Origin of the sequence: Angustibacter sp. Root456 (genome assembly GCF_001426435.1) — a bacterium.
In the GTDB taxonomy this organism is placed as follows: Bacteria; Actinomycetota; Actinomycetes; order Actinomycetales; family Angustibacteraceae; genus Angustibacter.
Genome location: NZ_LMER01000002.1, coordinates 115,982 through 133,034, shown reverse-complemented (window position 1 = coordinate 133,034; position 17,053 = coordinate 115,982). Strand labels below are relative to the sequence as shown.

Annotated in this window: 22 protein-coding genes; 11 read left to right on the top strand and 11 right to left on the bottom strand. The window is 72.2% G+C overall.

What is annotated here, in order from left to right; translation table 11 throughout:
- Positions 1-225: 225 nt before the first annotated feature.
- Positions 226-777, bottom strand: coding sequence for a CGNR zinc finger domain-containing protein (locus ASD06_RS03865; RefSeq protein ID WP_200941867.1), 552 nt, complete (start codon positions 775-777; stop codon positions 226-228).
- A 104-nt stretch (positions 778-881) separates the two neighbouring features.
- Between ASD06_RS03865 and ASD06_RS03860 the strand changes: the two genes are divergently transcribed.
- The 3 genes from ASD06_RS03860 to ASD06_RS03850 are packed head-to-tail and all read left to right on the top strand — an operon-like array spanning position 882 to position 3,298.
- Positions 882-2,120 carry an MFS transporter gene (locus tag ASD06_RS03860; RefSeq protein WP_056673442.1) on the top strand — a complete coding sequence of 413 codons (1,239 nt, stop codon included), beginning with the start codon at positions 882-884 and terminating at the stop codon, positions 2,118-2,120.
- 37 nt (positions 2,121-2,157) lie between these two features.
- Positions 2,158-2,772, top strand: a complete 615-nt coding sequence (locus ASD06_RS03855; protein WP_056673438.1) for a DedA family protein — start codon at positions 2,158-2,160, stop codon at positions 2,770-2,772.
- 40 nt (positions 2,773-2,812) lie between these two features.
- Complete coding sequence (locus ASD06_RS03850) at positions 2,813-3,298, top strand: cupin domain-containing protein (RefSeq protein ID WP_056673436.1); 486 nt, start codon at positions 2,813-2,815, stop codon at positions 3,296-3,298.
- Between the two features lie 68 nt (positions 3,299-3,366).
- On the opposite strand, the gene ASD06_RS03845 is transcribed toward ASD06_RS03850, so the two are convergent.
- From ASD06_RS03845 to ASD06_RS03825, 5 genes are read right to left on the bottom strand one after another with little or no spacing between them, the layout of a single operon-like run.
- Entirely contained in the window at positions 3,367-3,780 is a 414-nt protein-coding gene (locus tag ASD06_RS03845; protein ID WP_056673433.1) for a VOC family protein, read from the bottom strand.
- A 10-nt stretch (positions 3,781-3,790) separates the two neighbouring features.
- On the bottom strand, positions 3,791-5,065 hold the full coding sequence (locus tag ASD06_RS03840; RefSeq protein WP_056673432.1) for an RNA polymerase sigma factor: 1,275 nt from the start codon (positions 5,063-5,065) through the stop codon (positions 3,791-3,793).
- Entirely contained in the window at positions 5,062-5,424 is a 363-nt protein-coding gene (locus tag ASD06_RS03835; RefSeq protein WP_056673429.1) for a YciI family protein, read from the bottom strand. Before ASD06_RS03835 ends, ASD06_RS03840 begins: the two co-directional genes overlap by 4 nt.
- On the bottom strand, positions 5,421-5,783 hold the full coding sequence (locus ASD06_RS03830) for a YciI family protein (protein WP_056673426.1): 363 nt from the start codon (positions 5,781-5,783) through the stop codon (positions 5,421-5,423). The genes ASD06_RS03835 and ASD06_RS03830 overlap by 4 nt, the downstream gene beginning before the upstream one ends.
- Before the next feature lie 21 nt (positions 5,784-5,804).
- On the bottom strand, positions 5,805-6,155 hold the full coding sequence (locus tag ASD06_RS03825) for a YciI family protein (protein WP_056673424.1): 351 nt from the start codon (positions 6,153-6,155) through the stop codon (positions 5,805-5,807).
- 154 nt (positions 6,156-6,309) lie between these two features.
- Between ASD06_RS03825 and ASD06_RS03820 the strand changes: the two genes are divergently transcribed.
- From ASD06_RS03820 to ASD06_RS03810, 3 genes are read left to right on the top strand one after another with little or no spacing between them, the layout of a single operon-like run.
- On the top strand, positions 6,310-6,783 hold the full coding sequence (locus ASD06_RS03820; protein ID WP_200941866.1) for a DinB family protein: 474 nt from the start codon (positions 6,310-6,312) through the stop codon (positions 6,781-6,783).
- 51 nt (positions 6,784-6,834) lie between these two features.
- Positions 6,835-7,683: an alpha/beta fold hydrolase gene (locus ASD06_RS03815; protein WP_056673421.1), complete on the top strand. Its 849-nt coding sequence runs from the start codon at positions 6,835-6,837 to the stop codon at positions 7,681-7,683.
- Complete coding sequence (locus tag ASD06_RS03810; RefSeq protein WP_056673418.1) at positions 7,676-8,248, top strand: TetR/AcrR family transcriptional regulator; 573 nt, start codon at positions 7,676-7,678, stop codon at positions 8,246-8,248. The genes ASD06_RS03815 and ASD06_RS03810 overlap by 8 nt, the downstream gene beginning before the upstream one ends.
- A gap of 39 nt (positions 8,249-8,287) precedes the next feature.
- Here the strand turns inward: ASD06_RS03810 and ASD06_RS03805 are convergent, their stop codons facing one another.
- Positions 8,288-8,965 carry a Type 1 glutamine amidotransferase-like domain-containing protein gene (locus ASD06_RS03805; protein ID WP_056673416.1) on the bottom strand — a complete coding sequence of 226 codons (678 nt, stop codon included), beginning with the start codon at positions 8,963-8,965 and terminating at the stop codon, positions 8,288-8,290.
- A 196-nt stretch (positions 8,966-9,161) separates the two neighbouring features.
- Here ASD06_RS03805 and ASD06_RS03800 point away from each other — a divergent pair, with 196 nt between their 5' ends.
- Positions 9,162-9,536, top strand: coding sequence for a hypothetical protein (locus ASD06_RS03800; RefSeq protein ID WP_056673413.1), 375 nt, complete (start codon positions 9,162-9,164; stop codon positions 9,534-9,536).
- On the opposite strand, the gene ASD06_RS03795 is transcribed toward ASD06_RS03800, so the two are convergent.
- Positions 9,487-9,963: a DUF6326 family protein gene (locus ASD06_RS03795; protein WP_056673409.1), complete on the bottom strand. Its 477-nt coding sequence runs from the start codon at positions 9,961-9,963 to the stop codon at positions 9,487-9,489. The two genes, ASD06_RS03800 and ASD06_RS03795, sit on opposite strands and share 50 nt — an antisense overlap.
- A 178-nt stretch (positions 9,964-10,141) precedes the next feature.
- On the opposite strand from ASD06_RS03795, the gene ASD06_RS03790 reads away from it, so the two are divergent.
- Positions 10,142-11,281 (top strand): sensor histidine kinase, encoded by a 1,140-nt coding sequence (locus ASD06_RS03790; RefSeq protein WP_056673406.1) that lies wholly within the window; start codon positions 10,142-10,144, stop codon positions 11,279-11,281.
- The gene (locus ASD06_RS03785) at positions 11,278-11,934 is read left to right on the top strand and encodes a response regulator transcription factor (RefSeq protein WP_056673404.1); all 657 of its coding nucleotides are present in this window, start codon (positions 11,278-11,280) and stop codon (positions 11,932-11,934) included. The genes ASD06_RS03790 and ASD06_RS03785 overlap by 4 nt, the downstream gene beginning before the upstream one ends.
- Positions 11,935-11,973: 39 nt before the next feature.
- On the opposite strand, the gene ychF is transcribed toward ASD06_RS03785, so the two are convergent.
- Positions 11,974-13,059, bottom strand: coding sequence for a redox-regulated ATPase YchF (ychF, locus tag ASD06_RS03780; RefSeq protein ID WP_056673401.1), 1,086 nt, complete (start codon positions 13,057-13,059; stop codon positions 11,974-11,976).
- Positions 13,060-13,123: 64 nt separating this feature from the next.
- On the opposite strand from ychF, the gene ASD06_RS03775 reads away from it, so the two are divergent.
- Positions 13,124-14,302 carry a DNA recombination protein RmuC gene (locus ASD06_RS03775; RefSeq protein WP_056673482.1) on the top strand — a complete coding sequence of 393 codons (1,179 nt, stop codon included), beginning with the start codon at positions 13,124-13,126 and terminating at the stop codon, positions 14,300-14,302.
- A 23-nt stretch (positions 14,303-14,325) separates the two neighbouring features.
- Here the strand turns inward: ASD06_RS03775 and ASD06_RS03770 are convergent, their stop codons facing one another.
- Entirely contained in the window at positions 14,326-15,333 is a 1,008-nt protein-coding gene (locus ASD06_RS03770; protein ID WP_056673479.1) for a 4-hydroxy-3-methylbut-2-enyl diphosphate reductase, read from the bottom strand.
- Positions 15,334-15,414: 81 nt separating this feature from the next.
- On the opposite strand from ASD06_RS03770, the gene xseA reads away from it, so the two are divergent.
- Positions 15,415-16,674, top strand: coding sequence for an exodeoxyribonuclease VII large subunit (gene xseA / locus ASD06_RS03765; RefSeq protein ID WP_056673400.1), 1,260 nt, complete (start codon positions 15,415-15,417; stop codon positions 16,672-16,674).
- A gap of 59 nt (positions 16,675-16,733) precedes the next feature.
- Here xseA and ASD06_RS19250 read toward each other — a convergent pair whose 3' ends face one another.
- Entirely contained in the window at positions 16,734-17,018 is a 285-nt protein-coding gene (locus ASD06_RS19250) for a hypothetical protein (protein WP_200941865.1), read from the bottom strand.
- Positions 17,019-17,053: the final 35 nt, after the last annotated feature.

The following is a 17,053-nucleotide window of genomic DNA, read 5'->3' as shown; positions in this document are numbered from 1 at the left end:
AACGCCGGCCTGCTCTGCGGCTTCCACCACCGCTACGCCCACACCACCGGCGCCACCGCACAAGTCATCAACGGAACAGTCGTCTGGGACACCACCCCACCAGGCCCACCAGGCAGCAACCCACCAGACCCACCCACGAGCGACCTAGCCCTCCCCCCACACCGACGAGACCACCTCATCCACCGCCTCGTCCAGCAGTGGGTCACACCCAGGCGTGAGTAGAGCTCAGCCGGCGGACCGGGAGCGATAGGCCGCTGTCTTGGTGCGGTTCTGACAGCTGGTGGAGCAGAACCGACGGCTGCCGTTCTTCGAGGTGTCGACGAACACGACGTCGCACCGCTCGGCGGCGCACGTTCCCATCCGTCCGGCGAGGTCGCTGCCGAGCGCCAGGGCGAGCGCCGCCGTGCACCCAGCCGCCCACCCCACGGCCAGGCTGTCGTCGGAGCCGTGGAAGTGCATGTGCCAGCCCCCGCTGGCGTGGGGGTCGAGCTGCGGACGCGCGCCGGTCTCGAGTAGCAGGCGGTTGAGCACTCGGGCCGCACCCGCGTCGTCTCCGTCACGGACGGCGTCGAAGACGGTGCGCCACTGCAGGGCGTGCTCGGCCAGCGCCGCCGCGTCCGCCGCGGTGACGCGGGGAGCGCGCCCGCCGCCGCGCTGCAGCACCGCAGCGGTCGCCGCAGGTGCGTCCGCAGCGTCCAGCTGCGACCGCTCGCGGCCGCGCTCGTCACGCCCGGAGTGGAGGTTCACCAGGCTTGCGGCGACGTCGATGAGCGTCACCAGGTGACTGTCGAACATCACTTGACCAGTCACCTCCAGCAGCCCTACGGTTCCTCAACACGTGACTGGCAAATTGCTGGTCGCCAGTCACCGAACGGTAGCGCATGCTGCTCTCTCGAACGAGCCGGACGGCGGGGCTTCCCACCACCGTGCGCGTCCTGGTCGTGGCGCGAGCCGTCAACCGGTTGGGCGCCTTCTCGCTTCCCTTCCTCAGCCTCGTGCTGGTGCACGAGCAGGGGGCGACCCTGCGCGACGTGGGGCGGTTGCTCGCGGCGTTCGGCGTCGCCACGATCGCGTCTCGGTTGCTCGGCGGCTGGCTCTGCGACCGCTGGTCGGCGCGCGCCACGATGGTCACCGGGCTCGTGGGGACGGCCGCCGCGCAGCTGGGGATCGCAGCGGCGACGACGATGCCGCAGGCCGCGGTGGGGGTCGTGGGTCTCGGCCTGGCGTTCGAGGTCTACGAGCCACCCAGCCAGGCCCTCATCGCCGACCGCACACCCCGCGAGCAGCACGCCGCGGCCTACGGGTTGCTCGGCGGGACGCTCGCGGCGGCGGGCATGGCGGCGGGCCTGCTCGCGGCCGTCCTGGCCCCACTGGGGCTGAGGTGGCTCTTCGTCGCGGACGCCACCTCGTGCCTGGCCTGCGCCGTCGTCGTCGCGGCCGTCCTGTCGGCTCGGCGGACGGCGTCCCCACCGGCCGGCCGCGGCCCTGCCCAGAGCGGCGAGACCGACCAGGGCGGCGAGACCGACGAGACCGACGAGGCGGCCGGCGGCGCGTGGCGCGACCGCAGGTTGCTCGCCCTGCTCGCGGTGGGGACCGTCTTCGCGACGGTGTACCTGCAGGTCACCGTCACCTTGCCGCTCACGCTGGCTGAGCGGGGGCTCGCGCCGTCGGTGCTTGGCCTGCTGCTCACGCTGTCGGCCCTCACGATCGCGCTCGGCCAGCTGGTACTGCGCCGCAGGGTGTGGTCGTACCGGCCGTTCCTCGCGATGGCGGTCGGCTACTCGCTGCTGGCCATCGGGCTCGGACTCTACGGCGTGGCGACGTCTCGTCCGACGTTCGCCCTCGCCACGGTGGTGTGGAGCGCTGGTGACCTGCTGCTGATCGGCCACGCCTACGCCGTGGTGGTGTCGATCGCGCCGGCTGGTGCGCGCGGCCGGTACCTGTCGACGTACGGGTTGAGTTGGGGCCTGGCCGCCGCCGTGGCACCGCTCGCGGGCACGCAGCTGCTGGCGCGTCTGGGCCCGGCGGGCTTCTGGGCCGTCGTCGCGGTGGCGGCCGCGTCGCTCGCGCTGGTGCAGCCGGCACTTCACCGGCGCCTCACGGTGCGGGGCGCCGCCTGACGCGCCGAGCGAGAGGGGCCCTCGTACGCTGACGAGCATGACCTCCGTCGTCGACGCAGTCCTCGGCGCTCCGGGCTGGCTGGTGATCCTCGTCGTCGCCGCGGTGGTCTTCGCGGAAGACGCGCTGTTCGTCGGCTTCGTCATCCCCGGGGAGACGGCGGCCATCCTGGGCGGGGTTGCCGCACAGCGCGGCCACGTCGCGCTGTGGGCGGTGATCGTCGCCGTGGTGCTGGCCGCGATCGTCGGCGACACGGTGGGCTACGAAGTCGGTAAGCACCTGGGCCCGCGGATCCTGCAGCTCAAGATCCTGCGCAAGCACGGACGGCGGTTGGACGACGCCCGCAGCTTCCTGGCCCGCCGCGGCGGCGCGGCCGTGCTGCTGGGCCGCTGGGTGGCCTTCTTCCGCGCCGTGATGCCCGCCCTGGCCGGCGCCTCGCACATGCGCTACCCGACGTTCCTCGCCTGGAACGCCACCGGTGGCGTCGTGTGGGGCTCGGCGGTGGTCGTCGCCGGCTACCTCGCGGGCGCGTCGTACGCGCAGGTCGAGAAGGCGATGGGCCGCGGGGGTGCGGCCGTCGTCGTGGTCGTGGTGGTGATCGCGTTCGTGGTCTGGCGCGTGCGCCGGCATCGCGCGGCCCGCGAGGCGGGCTGAGCCACTACTGTCGTCTCGACACGACCTGCGGGAGTCTCAGATGTCCTTGGCGCGCCAGTACCCGGACGACACCTACGCCGGCGACGGTGGTGAGGTCACCGCCTGGCTGCGCACACCTGACACGCCGCCAGACGTGACCTACCGCAGCGGTGTCACGTGCGAGTACCTCGCCACCGGCGACCAGACGGCGGGGCGGTTCGGCCTGTACCGCTGGACGTTCGGGGACGACGAGTCCGGACCCGACCCGCACTTCCACCGCTCGATCTCGGAGCAGTTCTACGTGCTGTCGGGCGAGGTGCGGTTGTACGACGGACGCGAGTGGGTCACGGGCCGACCGGGCGACTTCTTCTACGTGCCCGAGGGTGGTGTTCACGGGTTCCGCGGCGCCGACCGCGCATCGATGCTGCTGATGTTCGCTCCGGGCGGCCCGCGCGAGGACTACTTCGAGACGCTGGCACGCGGGGAGCCGATGACCGAAGCGCAGCGCGACGCGTTCATGCAGCGTCACGACACCTACTGGCTGTAGGGCCGCCTCGACACGCGTCGGTCAGTCGCCGCAGGTCGCCGTCGTCCCGTGCAGCCTACGGGCGTCGCTCAGAGCACCGACTGGCCGATGAGACCAGGGTTGTACGCGACCTCCCAGCGGAAGCCGTCCGGGTCGGCGAAGTAGCCGGTGTAGCCGCCCCAGTCGCGGGCGATCGCACCGGTCGGCGCCGCGGCCCCCGCGGCAGCCGCCTCGGCGAGCACACGGTCGACGTCCTCGGGTGAAGAGACGTTGTGCGCCACCGTGAAGGGCGGCGCACCGTCGCCGCGGGCGATGGGTCCGAGCTCGCCCACTGCGGCGTCCTCCTGCCACAACGAGAGCACGAGCTTGTCTCCGACGCGGATCATGACGACCTCGTTCGGCACGTCGAGCTCTGGCGCCCAACCGAGTCCACGCACGTAGAAGTCGCGGCTCCGGTCGAGATCGCGCACGACCAGGGTGATGAAGCTGACGCGAGGGTCCATGGTGACGAACCTACGCCGTCGTGGTCCCGCCACCGGGGGACGCCGACAACCGACGTCGCTGCTCGCAGAGGTGCTCGCGCTCGACGTCGTTGCGGCACAGAGCGATCGCCTCGTCGTAGGCCTCGCGGGCGGCGTCAGTGTCGCCCCGGCGCGCAAGCAGCTCGGCCCGGACGGCGGCTACCCGGTGGCTGCCCGGCACCTGGATCCCTTGCAGCGCAGCTAGTCCCGCATCAGCACCGTTCGCCTCGGCCACAGCAACCGCCCGCGCGAGCTGGGCGCTGGGTGAGGGAGCCAGCTGGAGCAACACGTCGTAGTGCTCGATGATCCGGTGCCACCGTGTGGCTTCCGCAGTGGCAGCGGTCGCGTGCTCGGCCGCGATCCGCGCCTGGACGACGTACGCCGCGGCGAGCGGCGGCAGCGGACCTCCCAGCCCGCGAGAGCCGAGCAACGACAGCGCCTCGTCGATCTCGTCGCGTCGCCACCTCTGGCGGTCCTGGTCGGCGAGGAGCACGAGCCGGCCGTCGTCCCCGACCCGCGCGTCCCGGCGCGAGTGCTGCAGCAGGAGGAGCGCGAGCAGCGCCGCGGGGGTCGGGTCGTCCGGGCGCAGGTCGGCGACCACCCGCACCAGTCGGATCGCCTCACCGGCCAGCTCCGCACGCAGCAGGTCGGGCCCGCTACCCGGCGCGTACCCGGCGGTGAAGGCGAGGTACGCGGTGCGCGCCACCGACTCCAGCCGCTCGGGCAGCACGTCAGCGCCGGGAACGGCGAACGCGATGCCAGCGGCCACGATCTTCTTCTTGGCCCGGGTGATGCGAGCCGCGACCGTCGCCTCGCTGACCAGGAACAACCGCCCGATGTCAGGGGTGCTGACGCCCAGCACGAGCCGCAGCGCGAGCGCGCTCGCCGACTCCGGCGCCAGCGCCGGGTGGGTGCACATGAGCACCAGGCGCAGCACGTCGTCCTCGACGAGACCACCTGGGTCGGCCATCGCCGCCAGCTGCTGCTGACGGTGCTCGGCGTCGGTGACGAGCAGGGGCACCTTGCGGTGCGCCATCGACTCGGCACGCACGCGGTCGATCACCCGGCGGCGCGCCGTCGTGAGCAGCCACGCCGCCGGGTTGTCCGGTGCGCCGTCGACCGGCCAGCGGCGCGTGGCGGCCTCGACCGCGTCGCCCAGGGCGTCCTCCACGAGGTCGAGTCGACGGAACTGCGCGAGGAGCAGGGACGCCAGGCGGCCCCACTCCTCGCGCACGACCGCCGCGAGGACGACCTGAGGGTCGCTCACTCCCGCCCGTACCCCTCGATCGCCACCACCGGGCGGATCTCGACCGCGTAGGACGACGGGAGCAGGCGGCCGGCCTCGATCGCGTGGTCGAGATCGGGCAGCTCGACGTCGTAGTAGCCGCCGACCTGCTCGACCGACTCGACGAACGGGCCGTCGGTGACGGTCACGTGCCCGTCGACGTGGCGGATCGTCGTCGCGGTGTCGGCTCCGGCGAGCGGCGCCGAGCCGAGCCGGCGTCCGTGCGCGTCGACGTACTTCTCGAAGGCGTGGTGCGCGTCGAAGTACTTCTGCCGCACCGCCTCTGACGCCGACTCCCACTCCCCCGCCTCGTAGGCGACGAGGACGACGTAGCGGGTCACGACGGCCGCTCGGCGGGGTCGACGGTGCGTCGCACCTCGATGCCGTCGCCGACACCGGTGATGATCGTGCAGCACTCGAGCAGGTCGTCGAGGTCGTCGCTCTCGACGAGGTAGAACCCGCCGACCTGCTCGGCCGTCTCGGTGAACGGGCCGTCGGTGACCACGGTGCTCCCGGGCCGGATCGACTTGGCCTCGGCGCTGTGGTGCAGCTCGGCGCCGCCCTTGATCTTGTGTCCGCGGCTCTCCAGCTCGCGACCGAAGCGTGCGTACTCGGCGTAGGCGTCCTTGCGCTCCTTCAGGCTCATCGACGTCCACCAGCGGTCGGCGTCGCCGACGATGATCACCATGTACTCGCTCATGACGTTCTCCTTCGCTCCCAGTCACTCGGCCAGGCGGCGGAACTCGATGAGCTCACCTCGAGCGGCGAACCGCTCGCACGCCGCGCGCAGGTCGGCCTCGTCGTCGCTGCGGACGAGGTAGAAGCCGACGATCTGCTCCGCCGACTCGGTGAAGGGGCCGTCGGTCACCAGCACCCCTCCGCCGCCGTCCGGGCGCATGGACGTCGCCATCGCCGAGGGCTCGAGCGGGCTGACGGCCAGCAGCTCGTGGCCGCCGGCCTCCAGGTCGGCCTGGAACTGCGCGTGCGAGCGCATGCCCTTCTCGTGGTCGGACTGCGGCAGCTTCGCCCACTCAGCCTCGGGTGCGGGCAGCAGCACGAGGTAACGACTCATCGGTAGGTCCTCCTGGGTGTGGTGGGGTCGCGGGGTGCGACCTCACCCCCGTGACGAACGAACCTGGCTCGCATCGACAGCACCGACCGACATTCTCGGCCGCTGGTCGACCAGTGTCTCAGTGCGGGCTCCGCCAGCGCCCTAGCCTGGCGGCGTGAACACCTTCGTGGCCGACGAACGGCGCACGCTCGAGCGGATGCTCGACCACCAGCGGCAGGAGGTCGCCGCGCTGCTCGCCGACCTCGACGACACCGAAGCGCGCGCCCGCCTCGTGCCCTCGCTCACGACGCCGCTGAGCCTGGTGAAGCACGCGACCTTCGTGGAGAAGGTGTGGTTCCACTCCCGCGTCGCAGGGGTGCCCCGCGCCGAGCTCGGGCTGCCGGACACGGTCGACGAGAGCTTCGTTCTGGACCCGCAGGACACCGTCGACTCGGTGCGCGCGGCGTTCCTCGCCGCCTGTGAGCACTCGCGGACCGTCGCGGCCAGCCACGACCTCGACGAGGAGTTCCCGTGGCACCGGGGACCGGTGAGCCTGCGGTACGTCTACGCCCACCTGGTCGCGGAGCTCGCTCGGCACGCCGGGCACGGCGACATCCTGGTCGAGCAGATCCGGTCTCGCCGATCGTGAGCTCTGGCTACGCCTTGACGCCTGTTGGCTATTTGCATTAGCTTTTCAGACATGAGCACTAGCCCGCCTCGCTTCGGCCCTTCCGCCCCGTCCGATGTCCGCACGCTCCAGCGCGATGAAGGACGCCTCGCCTACGACGTCCTGGGCGACGGGCCGCTCGTGGTGTGCCTGCCCGGCATGGGCGAGCTGCGCAGCAGCTTCCGCTTCACCACCGCGACAGTGGCCGCCGCCGGCTTCCGCGTAGCGACGATGGACCTGCGGGGGCACGGCGACAGCGACGCGACGTTCTCGGCGTACGACGACCCGGCCGCAGGCAGCGACGTGCTGGCCCTCGTCGAGGAGCTGGGTGGGCCGGCCCTCCTGGTGGGCAACTCGATGGGGGCCGCGGCCGCCGTGTGGGCCGCCGCCGAGCGCCCCGACCTCGTGGCGGGGCTGGCCCTGCTCGGCCCGTTCGTGCGCGAGGTGCCGCTCAATCCGCTGATGGCCTGGGCCTTCCGCGTCGCGATGTCGGGCCCGTGGGCTCCGGCGGTCTGGAACGCCTACCTGCCCTCGCTGTACCCGGGCCGCAAGCCGGCGGACTTCGCCGAGCACCGGGCGGCGATCCGGGCCAGCATGCGCCGTCCCGGCTACGCGAAGGCCTTCACCGCCACGACGCGCACGAGCCACGCCCCGGTCGAGGCGCGCCTCAACGAGGTCCGATCCCCCGCACTGGTGGTGATGGGCACCGCCGACCCGGACTTCCCGGACGCCACGGCCGAGGCCGAGTGGATCGTGGACCACCTCGCCGACGCCGAGCACCTGCTGGTCGAGGGCGCGGGCCACTACCCCCAGGCGGAGGAGCCGCAGCAGGTCAACCCCGCGCTGGTGGCCTTCGCGCACCGGGTGCTCGCCGATGCCTAGGGCCGGGCTCACCCCGGCCAAGGTGGTCGCCGAGGCCGCAGCGCTGGCCGACGAGGTCGGGTTCAGCAGCCTGTCGCTGGCCGCCCTGGCGCCGCGGCTCGGCGTCAAGCTGCCCAGCCTCTACAAGCACATCAGCTCGCTCGACGCCCTGCGCCTGGACGTCAGCGCGCTGGCTCTGCGCGAGCTCGCGACGGCGATGACGTCCGCCGTGCTGGGCAAGTCGGGCCGGCAGGCGTTCCTCGCGCTGGCCGAGGCGTACCGCGAGTACGCCCTGGCTCACCCGGGCCGCTACGCCGCCACCGTCAGCGCGCCCACCGGCGAGCACGTCGAGCAGGAGCAGGCCGCGGCCGCCGTCCTGCAGGTCGTCCTGGCCGCGCTCAGCGGGTACGGCCTCTCGGGCGACGACGCGATCGACGCGGCCCGGGCGCTGCGCGCCGCGCTCCACGGTTTCGTCGACCTCGAGACCAACGGCGGCTTCGGGCTGCCCACCGACATCGACCGCAGCTACCGCCGGCTCGTCGAGGGCATCGACACCACCATGACCGCCTGGGCCGACGCGGGCTGACCGCCCTGCAGCGTCAGGTCGGCTGCCCAGCCTTCATCGTCACCGGACGGCGCCGTCAGCCCCGAACGCTCGCCACTGCCCTTCGGAGACGACCTCGACCACCCCGTCCTCGACGGCGATCGCGGTCTGCTCGTCGATCGCGTAGGCGGGGCCGCCGATCTCGGCCGCCCAGCGCTCGGCGTCGGCCATCGTGTTGTCGGGGAACAGGTCCAGGTGGGGGAAGATCGAGAAGTCGACCACGCCGAGGGTGCGGTCGTCCGGCGCGCCGGACCAGTGAACGAAGTCGGAACCGACGCGAGGCGCCATCACCATGCTGCCGGCGCTCACCCCGACCCACACCAGGTCGGGCAACGACGGCAGCAGCTCGGCGAGCCCGGACTCCTTGATCCAGTGGGCGAGGTAAGTGACCTCACCCCCGTCGACCAGCAGGACGTCGGCGTCGCGCACCCACGGCACCCACCGCTCGGCGCCGATCGACGGCAACGCGGTGAGCTCCAGGACGCCGAGGGAGGCCCACCCCAACCCCGTGAAGGAGTCCCAGGCGGGGTCGGCGGCGACCAGCCCGCGCACCGACGCCGGGCCGCACATCGGGTGACCCCACTGCGCCGTGGGCACGACGAGGGCGCGACTGTCAGAGATCGGCTGGCCCAGCATCCGCTCGAGCGCCGCGCGGATGCTGTCGTTGCGGACGCCGCCTGAGGTCAGGAGAAGCTTCATCGTGCCGCCACCGTTCTGGTCGAAAGAGTCAGTTGATGATCTCGCCGTGCACCTCGGGCTGCCGGAGACGTCACACCTTCGTCCGGGCGAGCTCGCCCCAGGTCCGGCGGCGGACACACGCACAGTCTAGGGAGGCGCGTGAGCTGGTCGGTGAGTACGCGACCCGTTGCGAGCGCCCACGTCGTAGCCTGCAACGATGCAGCAGCCACAGGTGCTCCTGATCGGCATGGACCCAGCGGTCATCGACTTCTCCCCCTGGCCGGGCCAGGACGCGGACACGCTCCGGGCGCGCATCGCTGACGCCGACGCCGCGTTGCGGGCCGCTGGTCTCGACGTCACCCCGTGTCTCGTCCCGGCCGACGCTGATGCCGCGGAGGAGGTCGTCCGGGCGCAAGCGGCCGACCGCGCCTTCGAGGTGATCGAGATCGGATCGGGGATGCGCACCTCGCACGAGTACACCGCGGTCTTCGAGCGGGTCGTGAACACGGTCGTGGCCCTCCAGCCGGGCGTGCCGCTGTGCTTCAACGACTCACCCGAGACGACGCTGGAAGCCGTTCGGCGCGTGCTGTGACGTCGGTGCGGGGCCAGGTCCAGGCGTACCGCACGACGAGGGCGAGAAGGACCAGCTCCAGCGCGACGCCCAGCCCGTAGAAGTACCGATAGGACTCGCCCACCACGTTGAACGCCGTGACGGGGACGTACAGCGAGGCCACGACCAGGTTCGTGGTGCGGTTCGCCCGTGCGGCCAGCGTCATCGACAGCACGATCATGAAGATCGGGATGGACACGAGGATGAGCGCCGACGTCGAGAAGGTCTGAGAGAGGTCGAACTCGAAGACCTTGCCGTTGAGGAGGTCCTCGATGACGCCGGGGGTGAAGAAGTTGAGGATGTCGACGTAGGCGTACAGGAACATGAAGCTCGTCCACGTCGCGGCGAGCTTGTATCGCACCGGCACCTGCTGTTCTTGCAGTGTGGTGGTGGTCTGGGGTGTGCTCATCGTGGGCTCCCTTGTCGTGAGAGATCCGTCGTCGTGAGGGATCGGGAGGTCCACGATCGCTGCGCCCGGGCACCTGGCACCTCGGCCCGCAGGCCGGGCTTCGCCTGGCCGATGGTGGGGTCTTCCTCTCCTCCTTTCGGGGGGTACGCCGAGGCGCGCCGATCCCTACGCTGGAGCCGTGCTCACCGCCCGGCGCTCCATCTGGCACGAGCCGCGGCCTGCCGGCGCCCCACCTATCGGCCGGCTCGACTGGCTGCTGGTGGGCGTTTTCGCGGCGGCCGCCGTGGTCGAAGCGGCCGTTCGGCCGGGCATGGCCTGGCGCCCTCTGGTGACGGTGCTCGCCCTGGCGCTGACGCCGGCCCTGCTCTGGCGGCGGAGCCGCCCGCTGATCGCCGCGCTCATCGGGTGGGGCGTCGCTGGGGTGCTCTCGACCCTCCAGCTGATCCTGCACGCCGGGGACCTCGGCCTCGACTCCATGATGGCCGTCCTGATCCTGCTCTACTCCCTGGCGCGTTGGGGCTCGGGACGCGAGCTGGCGCTGGGGGCGCCGTTCGTCACCATCGTCGTCGTGCTGGGGATGAACGCCTCCTCGGCGGGCTGGGCCGACGTCTTCGGTGGGACCGCCCTGCTGTTGCTGGTCGTCGCTCTCGCGGCGGTGTTCCGCTACCGCGCGGCCCTCTGGGATCGCCAACAACGTGAGATCCGCAACGAGGAGCGAGTGGCGCTGGCGCGCGAGCTGCACGACACCGTCGCCCACCACGTCTCGGCCATCGCGGTGCAGGCGCAGGCCGGGGGCGTGGTCGCGGGCATCCAGCCGGAGAAGGCGGCCGAGGTCCTGGCCGCGATCGAGTCCGAAGCGTCGCGGACCCTGGCGGAGATGAGATCCATGGTGCGGGTGCTGCGCGAGGAGGAAGCCGCCGCGTACGCACCGCAGCGGGGGGTCGCGGACCTGCCTGCTCTGGCGCGCGCCGACGCGACGCCCACTGTCGAGGTCTCGCTGGACGCTACGTTTCCCCCGCTGGCCCGACCCGTGGACGCCGCGCTCTACCGGCTCGCGCAGGAGTCGCTGACCAACGCCGTCCGGCACGCCAGGGGTGCGACCCGCGTCGGGATCGACGTCCGCCGCGAGGGCGACGCCGTCAGGCTGCGGGTCAGCGACGACGGACAGACGGGGCCGGGGCCAGCCCCGCACCCTGGTTTCGGTCTGCTGGGCATGGCCGAACGCGCCCAGCTCCTCGGCGGATCGCTCAGCGCCGGGCCGGGGCCCGACGGTGGCTGGCTCGTCGAGGCCGTGCTGCCGGTGCAGGCGCCGGCATGAGCATCCGTGTCGTCGTCGCCGACGACCAGGATCTGGTCCGCGCCGGGCTGGTGATGATCCTCGGGGCGCAACCCGACCTCGAGGTCGTGGGTGAGGCAGCAGACGGCCTCGCAGCGCTCGACCTGGCGACCCGGCTGCGGCCCGACGTCCTCCTCGTCGACATCCGGATGCCTGGCCTCGACGGCGTCGAGGTGACACGGCGACTGGCCGGCCCTGACGTGACGGACCCGATGGCGGTCGTCGTGATCACCACGTTCGGCCTCGACGAGTACGTGCTCGGGGCCCTGCGCGCCGGCGCTCGCGGCTTCCTGCTCAAGGACGCCGGTCCGGAGCTCCTCGTGCAGGCCATCCACGCGGCGGCCGACGGGGACGCGCTGATCGCCCCCAACGTCACCCGCCGGCTGCTGGCGACCTTCGCCGACCAGGCGCCAGTGGTGCCGGCTCAGCCCATCGACCCGCTCACCGAGCGCGAGGAGGAGGTGCTCGCGCTGGTGGCCCGGGGCCGGACCAACGCCGAGATCGCCACCGAGCTCTACGTCGCCCTCAGCACCGTGAAGTCCCACGTCGCAGCGCTGATGACCAAGCTCGGCGCCCGCAACCGCGTCGAGATCGCGATGTGGGCCCACGACACCCGACGCGTGAGAGCCGACTAGCGGGGGCCGGCCGCCGGCCCCCGGCGGGGCTCGGTCGACTCACACGTTGAAGCGGAACTCCACCACGTCGCCGTCGGCCATGACGTAGTCCTTGCCCTCGATGCGCACCTTGCCGCGCGACTTGGCCTCGGCCATCGAGCCAGCGGCGACGAGCTCGTCGAACGACACGATCTCGGCCTTGATGAAGCCGCGCTGGAAGTCGGTGTGGATCACGCCGGCGGCCTGAGGCGCCGTCCAGCCCTTGCGGATCGTCCAGGCGCGGGCCTCCTTCGGCCCCGCCGTCAGGTAGGTCTGCAGGCCGAGGGTGTGGAAGCCGATGCGGGCCAGCTGGTCGAGGCCGGACTCGTCCTGGCCGATGCCGGCCAGCAGCTCGGCGGCGTCCTCGGGGTCGAGCTCGGCGAGCTCGGCCTCGACCTTGGCGTCGAGGAAGATCGCGTCGGCCGGTGCCACCAGCTCGCGCAGCCGCGCCTGCAGCGCGTCGTCGCTGAGACCGGCCTCGTCGACGTTGAAGACGTAGAGGAACGGCTTGCTCGTCAGCAGCGACAGCTCGCGGACGTCGGCGAGGTCGATCTCACCGGACGCCGCAGCCGCGTACAGCGTCGTACCGCGCTCGAGGATGCCGCGGGCGGCGACGGCGCCGTCGAGCACCGCCTTGTCGGTCTTCTTGCCCTTGACCTCCTTCTCGAGGCGCGGCACCGCGTTCTCGAGGGTCTGCAGGTCGGCGAGGATCAGCTCGGTGTTGATGGTCTCGATGTCGGACGACGGGTCGACCTTGCCTTCGACGTGCACGACGTCGGGGTCGTCGAACGCGCGGATCACCTGGCAGATGGCGTCGGCCTCGCGGATGTTGGCGAGGAACTTGTTGCCCAGCCCCTCGCCCTCGCTCGCGCCCTTGACGATGCCGGCGATGTCGACGAACGACACCGTGGCGGGCAGGATGCGGGCGCTGCCGAACACCTCGGCGAGCTTCGTGAGCCGCTCGTCGGGCAGCGGGACGACGCCGACGTTGGGCTCGATCGTCGCGAACGGGTAGTTCGCCGCGAGCACGTCGTTCTTCGTCAGGGCGTTGAAGAGGGTGGACTTGCCGACGTTGGGCAGTCCGACGATTCCGATGGTGAGGGCCACGAGGACGAGAGTCTACCGTCGTGGCGCCGCCCCGCTGTCGGTGCCGCCTGGCACCGTGATCGGCATGGACGTCTCGACGGTGGTCAGCCTGCTCGTCGCCCTCGTGCTCGGCGGGGTGCTCGGCGGTGTGGTCGGCGTGCTCGTGACGCGCGCGCGTCTCGGCACGGCCGCAGCGGTCGCCGAGAGCGAGCGCGACCTGCTGCGCGAGCGGATCGTCGACCTCGAGGCGACGAGCGGGCACGAACGCGAGATCGCGGCGGTGCTGCACCCCTTGGCCGACAGCCTGACCCGCGTCGAGCGGCAGGTCGCCCAGCTCGAGCGTGACCGCGTCGAGCAGTACTCGCGGCTCGGCGAGCAGGTGGCGGCGGTGGCGGCGTCCGGCGAGGCGCTGCGCGAGCAGACGTCGGCGCTGGCCGGTGCGCTGCGCTCGTCCAACACTCGCGGCACCTGGGGCGAGACTCAGCTGCGCCGCGTGGTCGAGCACGCCGGGATGCTGGCGCGCGTCGACTTCACCGAGCAGCCCAGCGTCACGGCGCCAGGAGGCAACGTGCTGCGCCCCGACCTCGTGGTGCACCTGCCCGGCGGCAAGCACCTCGTGGTCGACGCCAAGGCCCCGCTGACGGCGTTCCTGGACGCCGGAGCGGCGGAGGGTGACGAGCGCGCGCGACTGCTCGGCCAGCACGCCAAGGCGCTGCGCGGTCACGTCGACGTGCTCGCCGGCCGTGCCTACTGGGAGGCGTTCTCCCCCACGCCCGAGATGGTGGTCTGCTTCGTGCCCGGCGACGCGATCCTCGCCTCGGCGCTCGACGCCGACCCTGGCCTGCACGAGGCCGCCCTGGCCCGTCGCGTGGTGCTGGCCTCACCGGCGACGCTCATGGCGCTGCTGCGCACGGTCGCCTTCACCTGGCAGCAGGACGCCTTGGCCGGAAACGCCCGCGAGCTGTTCGAGGTCGGCCGCGAGCTGTACTCGCGGCTCGCCACGCTGGGCAGCCACTCGGCCAAGCTCGGCCGCACCCTGCACCGGGCGGTCGAGGACTACAACGCCCTCGTCGGCACCCTCGAGCGTCGGGTGCTCGTCACCGCCCGGCGGATGAACGACCTCGACCTCACCAGCGAGCCGCTGCCCAGCGTCGAGCCACTGGAGTCGACGCCGCGCACCCTCACCGCGGTCGAGCTCATCGACGACCTCGAGCTGGTCAACGGCCGCGTCGAGCGGCGCGACGACCAGCGCGACGCCGGCTGACCCGGCAGCCGCGAGATCGCAGCTCAGGTGAGGGCGTCGGCGCCTGCGGCGGCCTTGAGCGCCTCGGCCGCCTTGAGGTCGCGGCGCAGCTCGCGCGGCAGCGAGAACAGCAAGCTCTCCTGCGCCGAGACGACCTCGTCGACCTCACCGAACCCGCGCTCAGCGAGCCAGGCCAGGACGTCGCGGACGAGCACCTCGGGAACGCTCGCGCCACTGGTCAGGCCCACCGTCGTGACGCCGGCCAGCCAGGCCTCGTCGATCTCGTCGGCATAGTCGACGAGGTAGCCGGCGGCCGCGCCGTGCTCGAGCGCGACCTCGACGAGCCGCACCGAGTTCGAGGAGTTCTTCGACCCCACCACGATCATCAGCTCGACCTGCGGGGCGATCTGCTTCACCGCGACCTGGCGGTTCTGCGTGGCGTAGCAGATGTCGTCGCTGGGCGGGTCCTGCAGCGCAGGGAAGCGCTCGCGCAGCCGCCGCACCGTCTCCATCGTCTCGTCGACCGACAGCGTCGTCTGCGAGAGCCACACCACGCGCTCGGGGTCGCGCACCGTGATGTTCGGGACGTCGTCCGGCCCGTCGACCAGCTGGATGTTGGCCGGCGCCTCGCCCGCGGTGCCGATGACCTCCTCGTGCCCCTCGTGGCCGATGAGCAGGATGTCGAAGTCGTCGCCGGCGAAGCGCTTGGCCTCCTGGTGCACCTTGGTGACCAGCGGGCAGGTGGCGTCGATCGTCTTCAGCGCGAGGCGGGCCGCCTCCTCGTGCACGGTCGGTGCGACGCCGTGCGCGGAGAACACCACGGTGGCGCCCTCGGGCACCTCGTCGGTCTCGTCGACGAAGATCGCCCCCCGCTTCTCGAGCGTGGCCACGACGTGCTTGTTGTGCACGATCTGCTTGCGGACGTAGACGGGCGCGCCGTAAAGGTCGAGTGCCTTCTCGACGGCCACGACGGCGCGGTCGACGCCGGCGCAGTACCCGCGGGGGGCCGCGAGCAGGACGCGCTTGCCGGTGGGCTGCTGGGGAGAAGTCACCCCTCCATGGTAGGCGGCGAGCCGCAGCACGCCGTCCGCGACCGGGTTCGGCTCGAGGGCCGCCCTGCGTAGGCTGGCGCGGTGACGTCCAGCGCAGCCGAACCGGCGCGACCCGTGCGGCAGATCCCGGCCAAGGCGCTGCAGACCACCGCCGAGCACCCGTGGCCGGTGCGGCTGCTCAGCACGAAGATGGCCGAGTACGTCGACCGCATGCCGCCCGTGTGGGTGGAGGGCCAGGTCGTGCAGGTGTCGCAGCGGCCCGGCACCACCACGGCGTTCCTCACCCTGCGCGACGCGGACGTCGACTTCTCGCTGTCGGTCACCGCGAACGTGCGCGTGCTGGCACGCCTCGACGGCGGCCTCGCCGACGGAACGCGCGTGGTCGTGCACGCCAAGCCGACCTTCTTCACCCGCCGCGGCACGCTGCAGCTGAGCGCCGACGAGATCCGCCCGGTCGGCGTCGGTGAGCTGCTCGCCCGCATCGAGCACCTCAAGCGGCTGCTCGCGAGCGAGGGGCTGCTCTCGCCGGACCGCAAGCGACCGCTGCCCTTCCTGCCCCACCGCGTCGGCCTGGTCTGCGGGCGCGCCAGCGCGGCCGAGCGCGACGTCGTCGAGAACGCCCGCCGCCGCTGGCCCGCCGTGGAGTTCGCGGTGCGCGAGGTAGCCGTGCAGGGTCCGAACGCGGTCACCGAGGTCTGTGCCGCCGTCCGCGAGCTGGACGCCGACCCCGACGTCGACGTCATCGTCATCACCCGCGGCGGCGGCTCGCTCGAGGACCTGCTGCCGTTCAGCAACGAGACCCTCGTGCGCGTGGTGGCCGCGGCGGTGACGCCGGTCGTGAGCGCCATCGGTCACGAGGTCGACTCGCCGGTGCTCGACCTGGTGGCCGACGTCCGGGCCTCCACGCCCACGGACGCCGCCAAGCTCGTCGTGCCCGACGTCGCCGAGGAGAGCGCCGGGGTCGCTGCCGCGCGCGCTCGCGTCCGGCGGGCCGTGGCGCACCGGGTGGACGCCGAGCAGACCGGCCTGGACCACCTGCGCTCGCGCCCCGTGCTGGCCGCGCCCACGACGATGGTCGACCAGCGGCGCGAGGAGGTGCTCGCCGCATGCAGTCGCGCCCGCACCGCCGTCAGCGCCCGGCTCGACCGCGCGGCCGACTCCGTCGTCCACCTCGCCGCCCAGGTGAGGGCGCTCTCCCCCGCCGCGACGCTCGAGCGCGGCTACGCCGTGGTGCAACGCGACGACGGCGCCGTCGTCCGCTCGCCCGACGACGTCCGCGCTGGCGAGCACCTGCGCCTGCGGGTGGCGCAGGGTGAGGTCCGCGCGACGGTCGACGGCTGACGAGGCGCCCTCCGATCCGGATGATCTTCTGGCCCGCTCGTCGCGGCAGATCCGGGCGTTCAGATCCGGATGTCTTGTGCACGTCCTGCCAACCACGCATCCTCCCGGGCGTAGTCGAAGAAGGGCAGAAAGAACGGGTCGTGCGGCCGGGGCAGGATGGCAGCGGGGTCACCGGAGCGCGCAGCGGCGACGAGCCAGTCGACCTCTGCGGCTACCGTGGCCGCATAGTCCCCAACATGGACGAACCCGAGCCGTTGGGCGGCAGAAGTGTCCAGAACAAACGGCGGCATCGTGTTCCACGGGTGATCACCGAGGCAAGCCGGTGCGGTCGAGTCCAGCAGCACCTCACTCCACGAGTGCTCCAGATGCGCCGCGATGA

Bases quoted from the DNA above. Each gene is read 5' to 3' on its own strand.
- ASD06_RS03860 (WP_056673442.1), top strand. From the start codon at position 882: ATGCTGCTCTCTCGAACGAGCCGGACGGCGGGGCTTCCCACCACCGTG.
- ASD06_RS03855 (WP_056673438.1), top strand. From the start codon at position 2,158: ATGACCTCCGTCGTCGACGCAGTCCTCGGCGCTCCGGGCTGGCTGGTG.
- ASD06_RS03850 (WP_056673436.1), top strand. From the start codon at position 2,813: ATGTCCTTGGCGCGCCAGTACCCGGACGACACCTACGCCGGCGACGGT.
- ASD06_RS03845 (WP_056673433.1), bottom strand. From the start codon at position 3,780: ATGGACCCTCGCGTCAGCTTCATCACCCTGGTCGTGCGCGATCTCGAC.
- ASD06_RS03830 (WP_056673426.1), bottom strand. From the start codon at position 5,783: ATGAGCGAGTACATGGTGATCATCGTCGGCGACGCCGACCGCTGGTGG.
- ASD06_RS03825 (WP_056673424.1), bottom strand. From the start codon at position 6,155: ATGAGTCGTTACCTCGTGCTGCTGCCCGCACCCGAGGCTGAGTGGGCG.
- ASD06_RS03815 (WP_056673421.1), top strand. From the start codon at position 6,835: ATGAGCACTAGCCCGCCTCGCTTCGGCCCTTCCGCCCCGTCCGATGTC.
- ASD06_RS03810 (WP_056673418.1), top strand. From the start codon at position 7,676: ATGCCTAGGGCCGGGCTCACCCCGGCCAAGGTGGTCGCCGAGGCCGCA.
- ASD06_RS03805 (WP_056673416.1), bottom strand. From the start codon at position 8,965: ATGAAGCTTCTCCTGACCTCAGGCGGCGTCCGCAACGACAGCATCCGC.
- ASD06_RS03800 (WP_056673413.1), top strand. From the start codon at position 9,162: ATGCAGCAGCCACAGGTGCTCCTGATCGGCATGGACCCAGCGGTCATC.
- ASD06_RS03795 (WP_056673409.1), bottom strand. From the start codon at position 9,963: ATGAGCACACCCCAGACCACCACCACACTGCAAGAACAGCAGGTGCCG.
- ASD06_RS03785 (WP_056673404.1), top strand. From the start codon at position 11,278: ATGAGCATCCGTGTCGTCGTCGCCGACGACCAGGATCTGGTCCGCGCC.
- ASD06_RS03775 (WP_056673482.1), top strand. From the start codon at position 13,124: ATGGACGTCTCGACGGTGGTCAGCCTGCTCGTCGCCCTCGTGCTCGGC.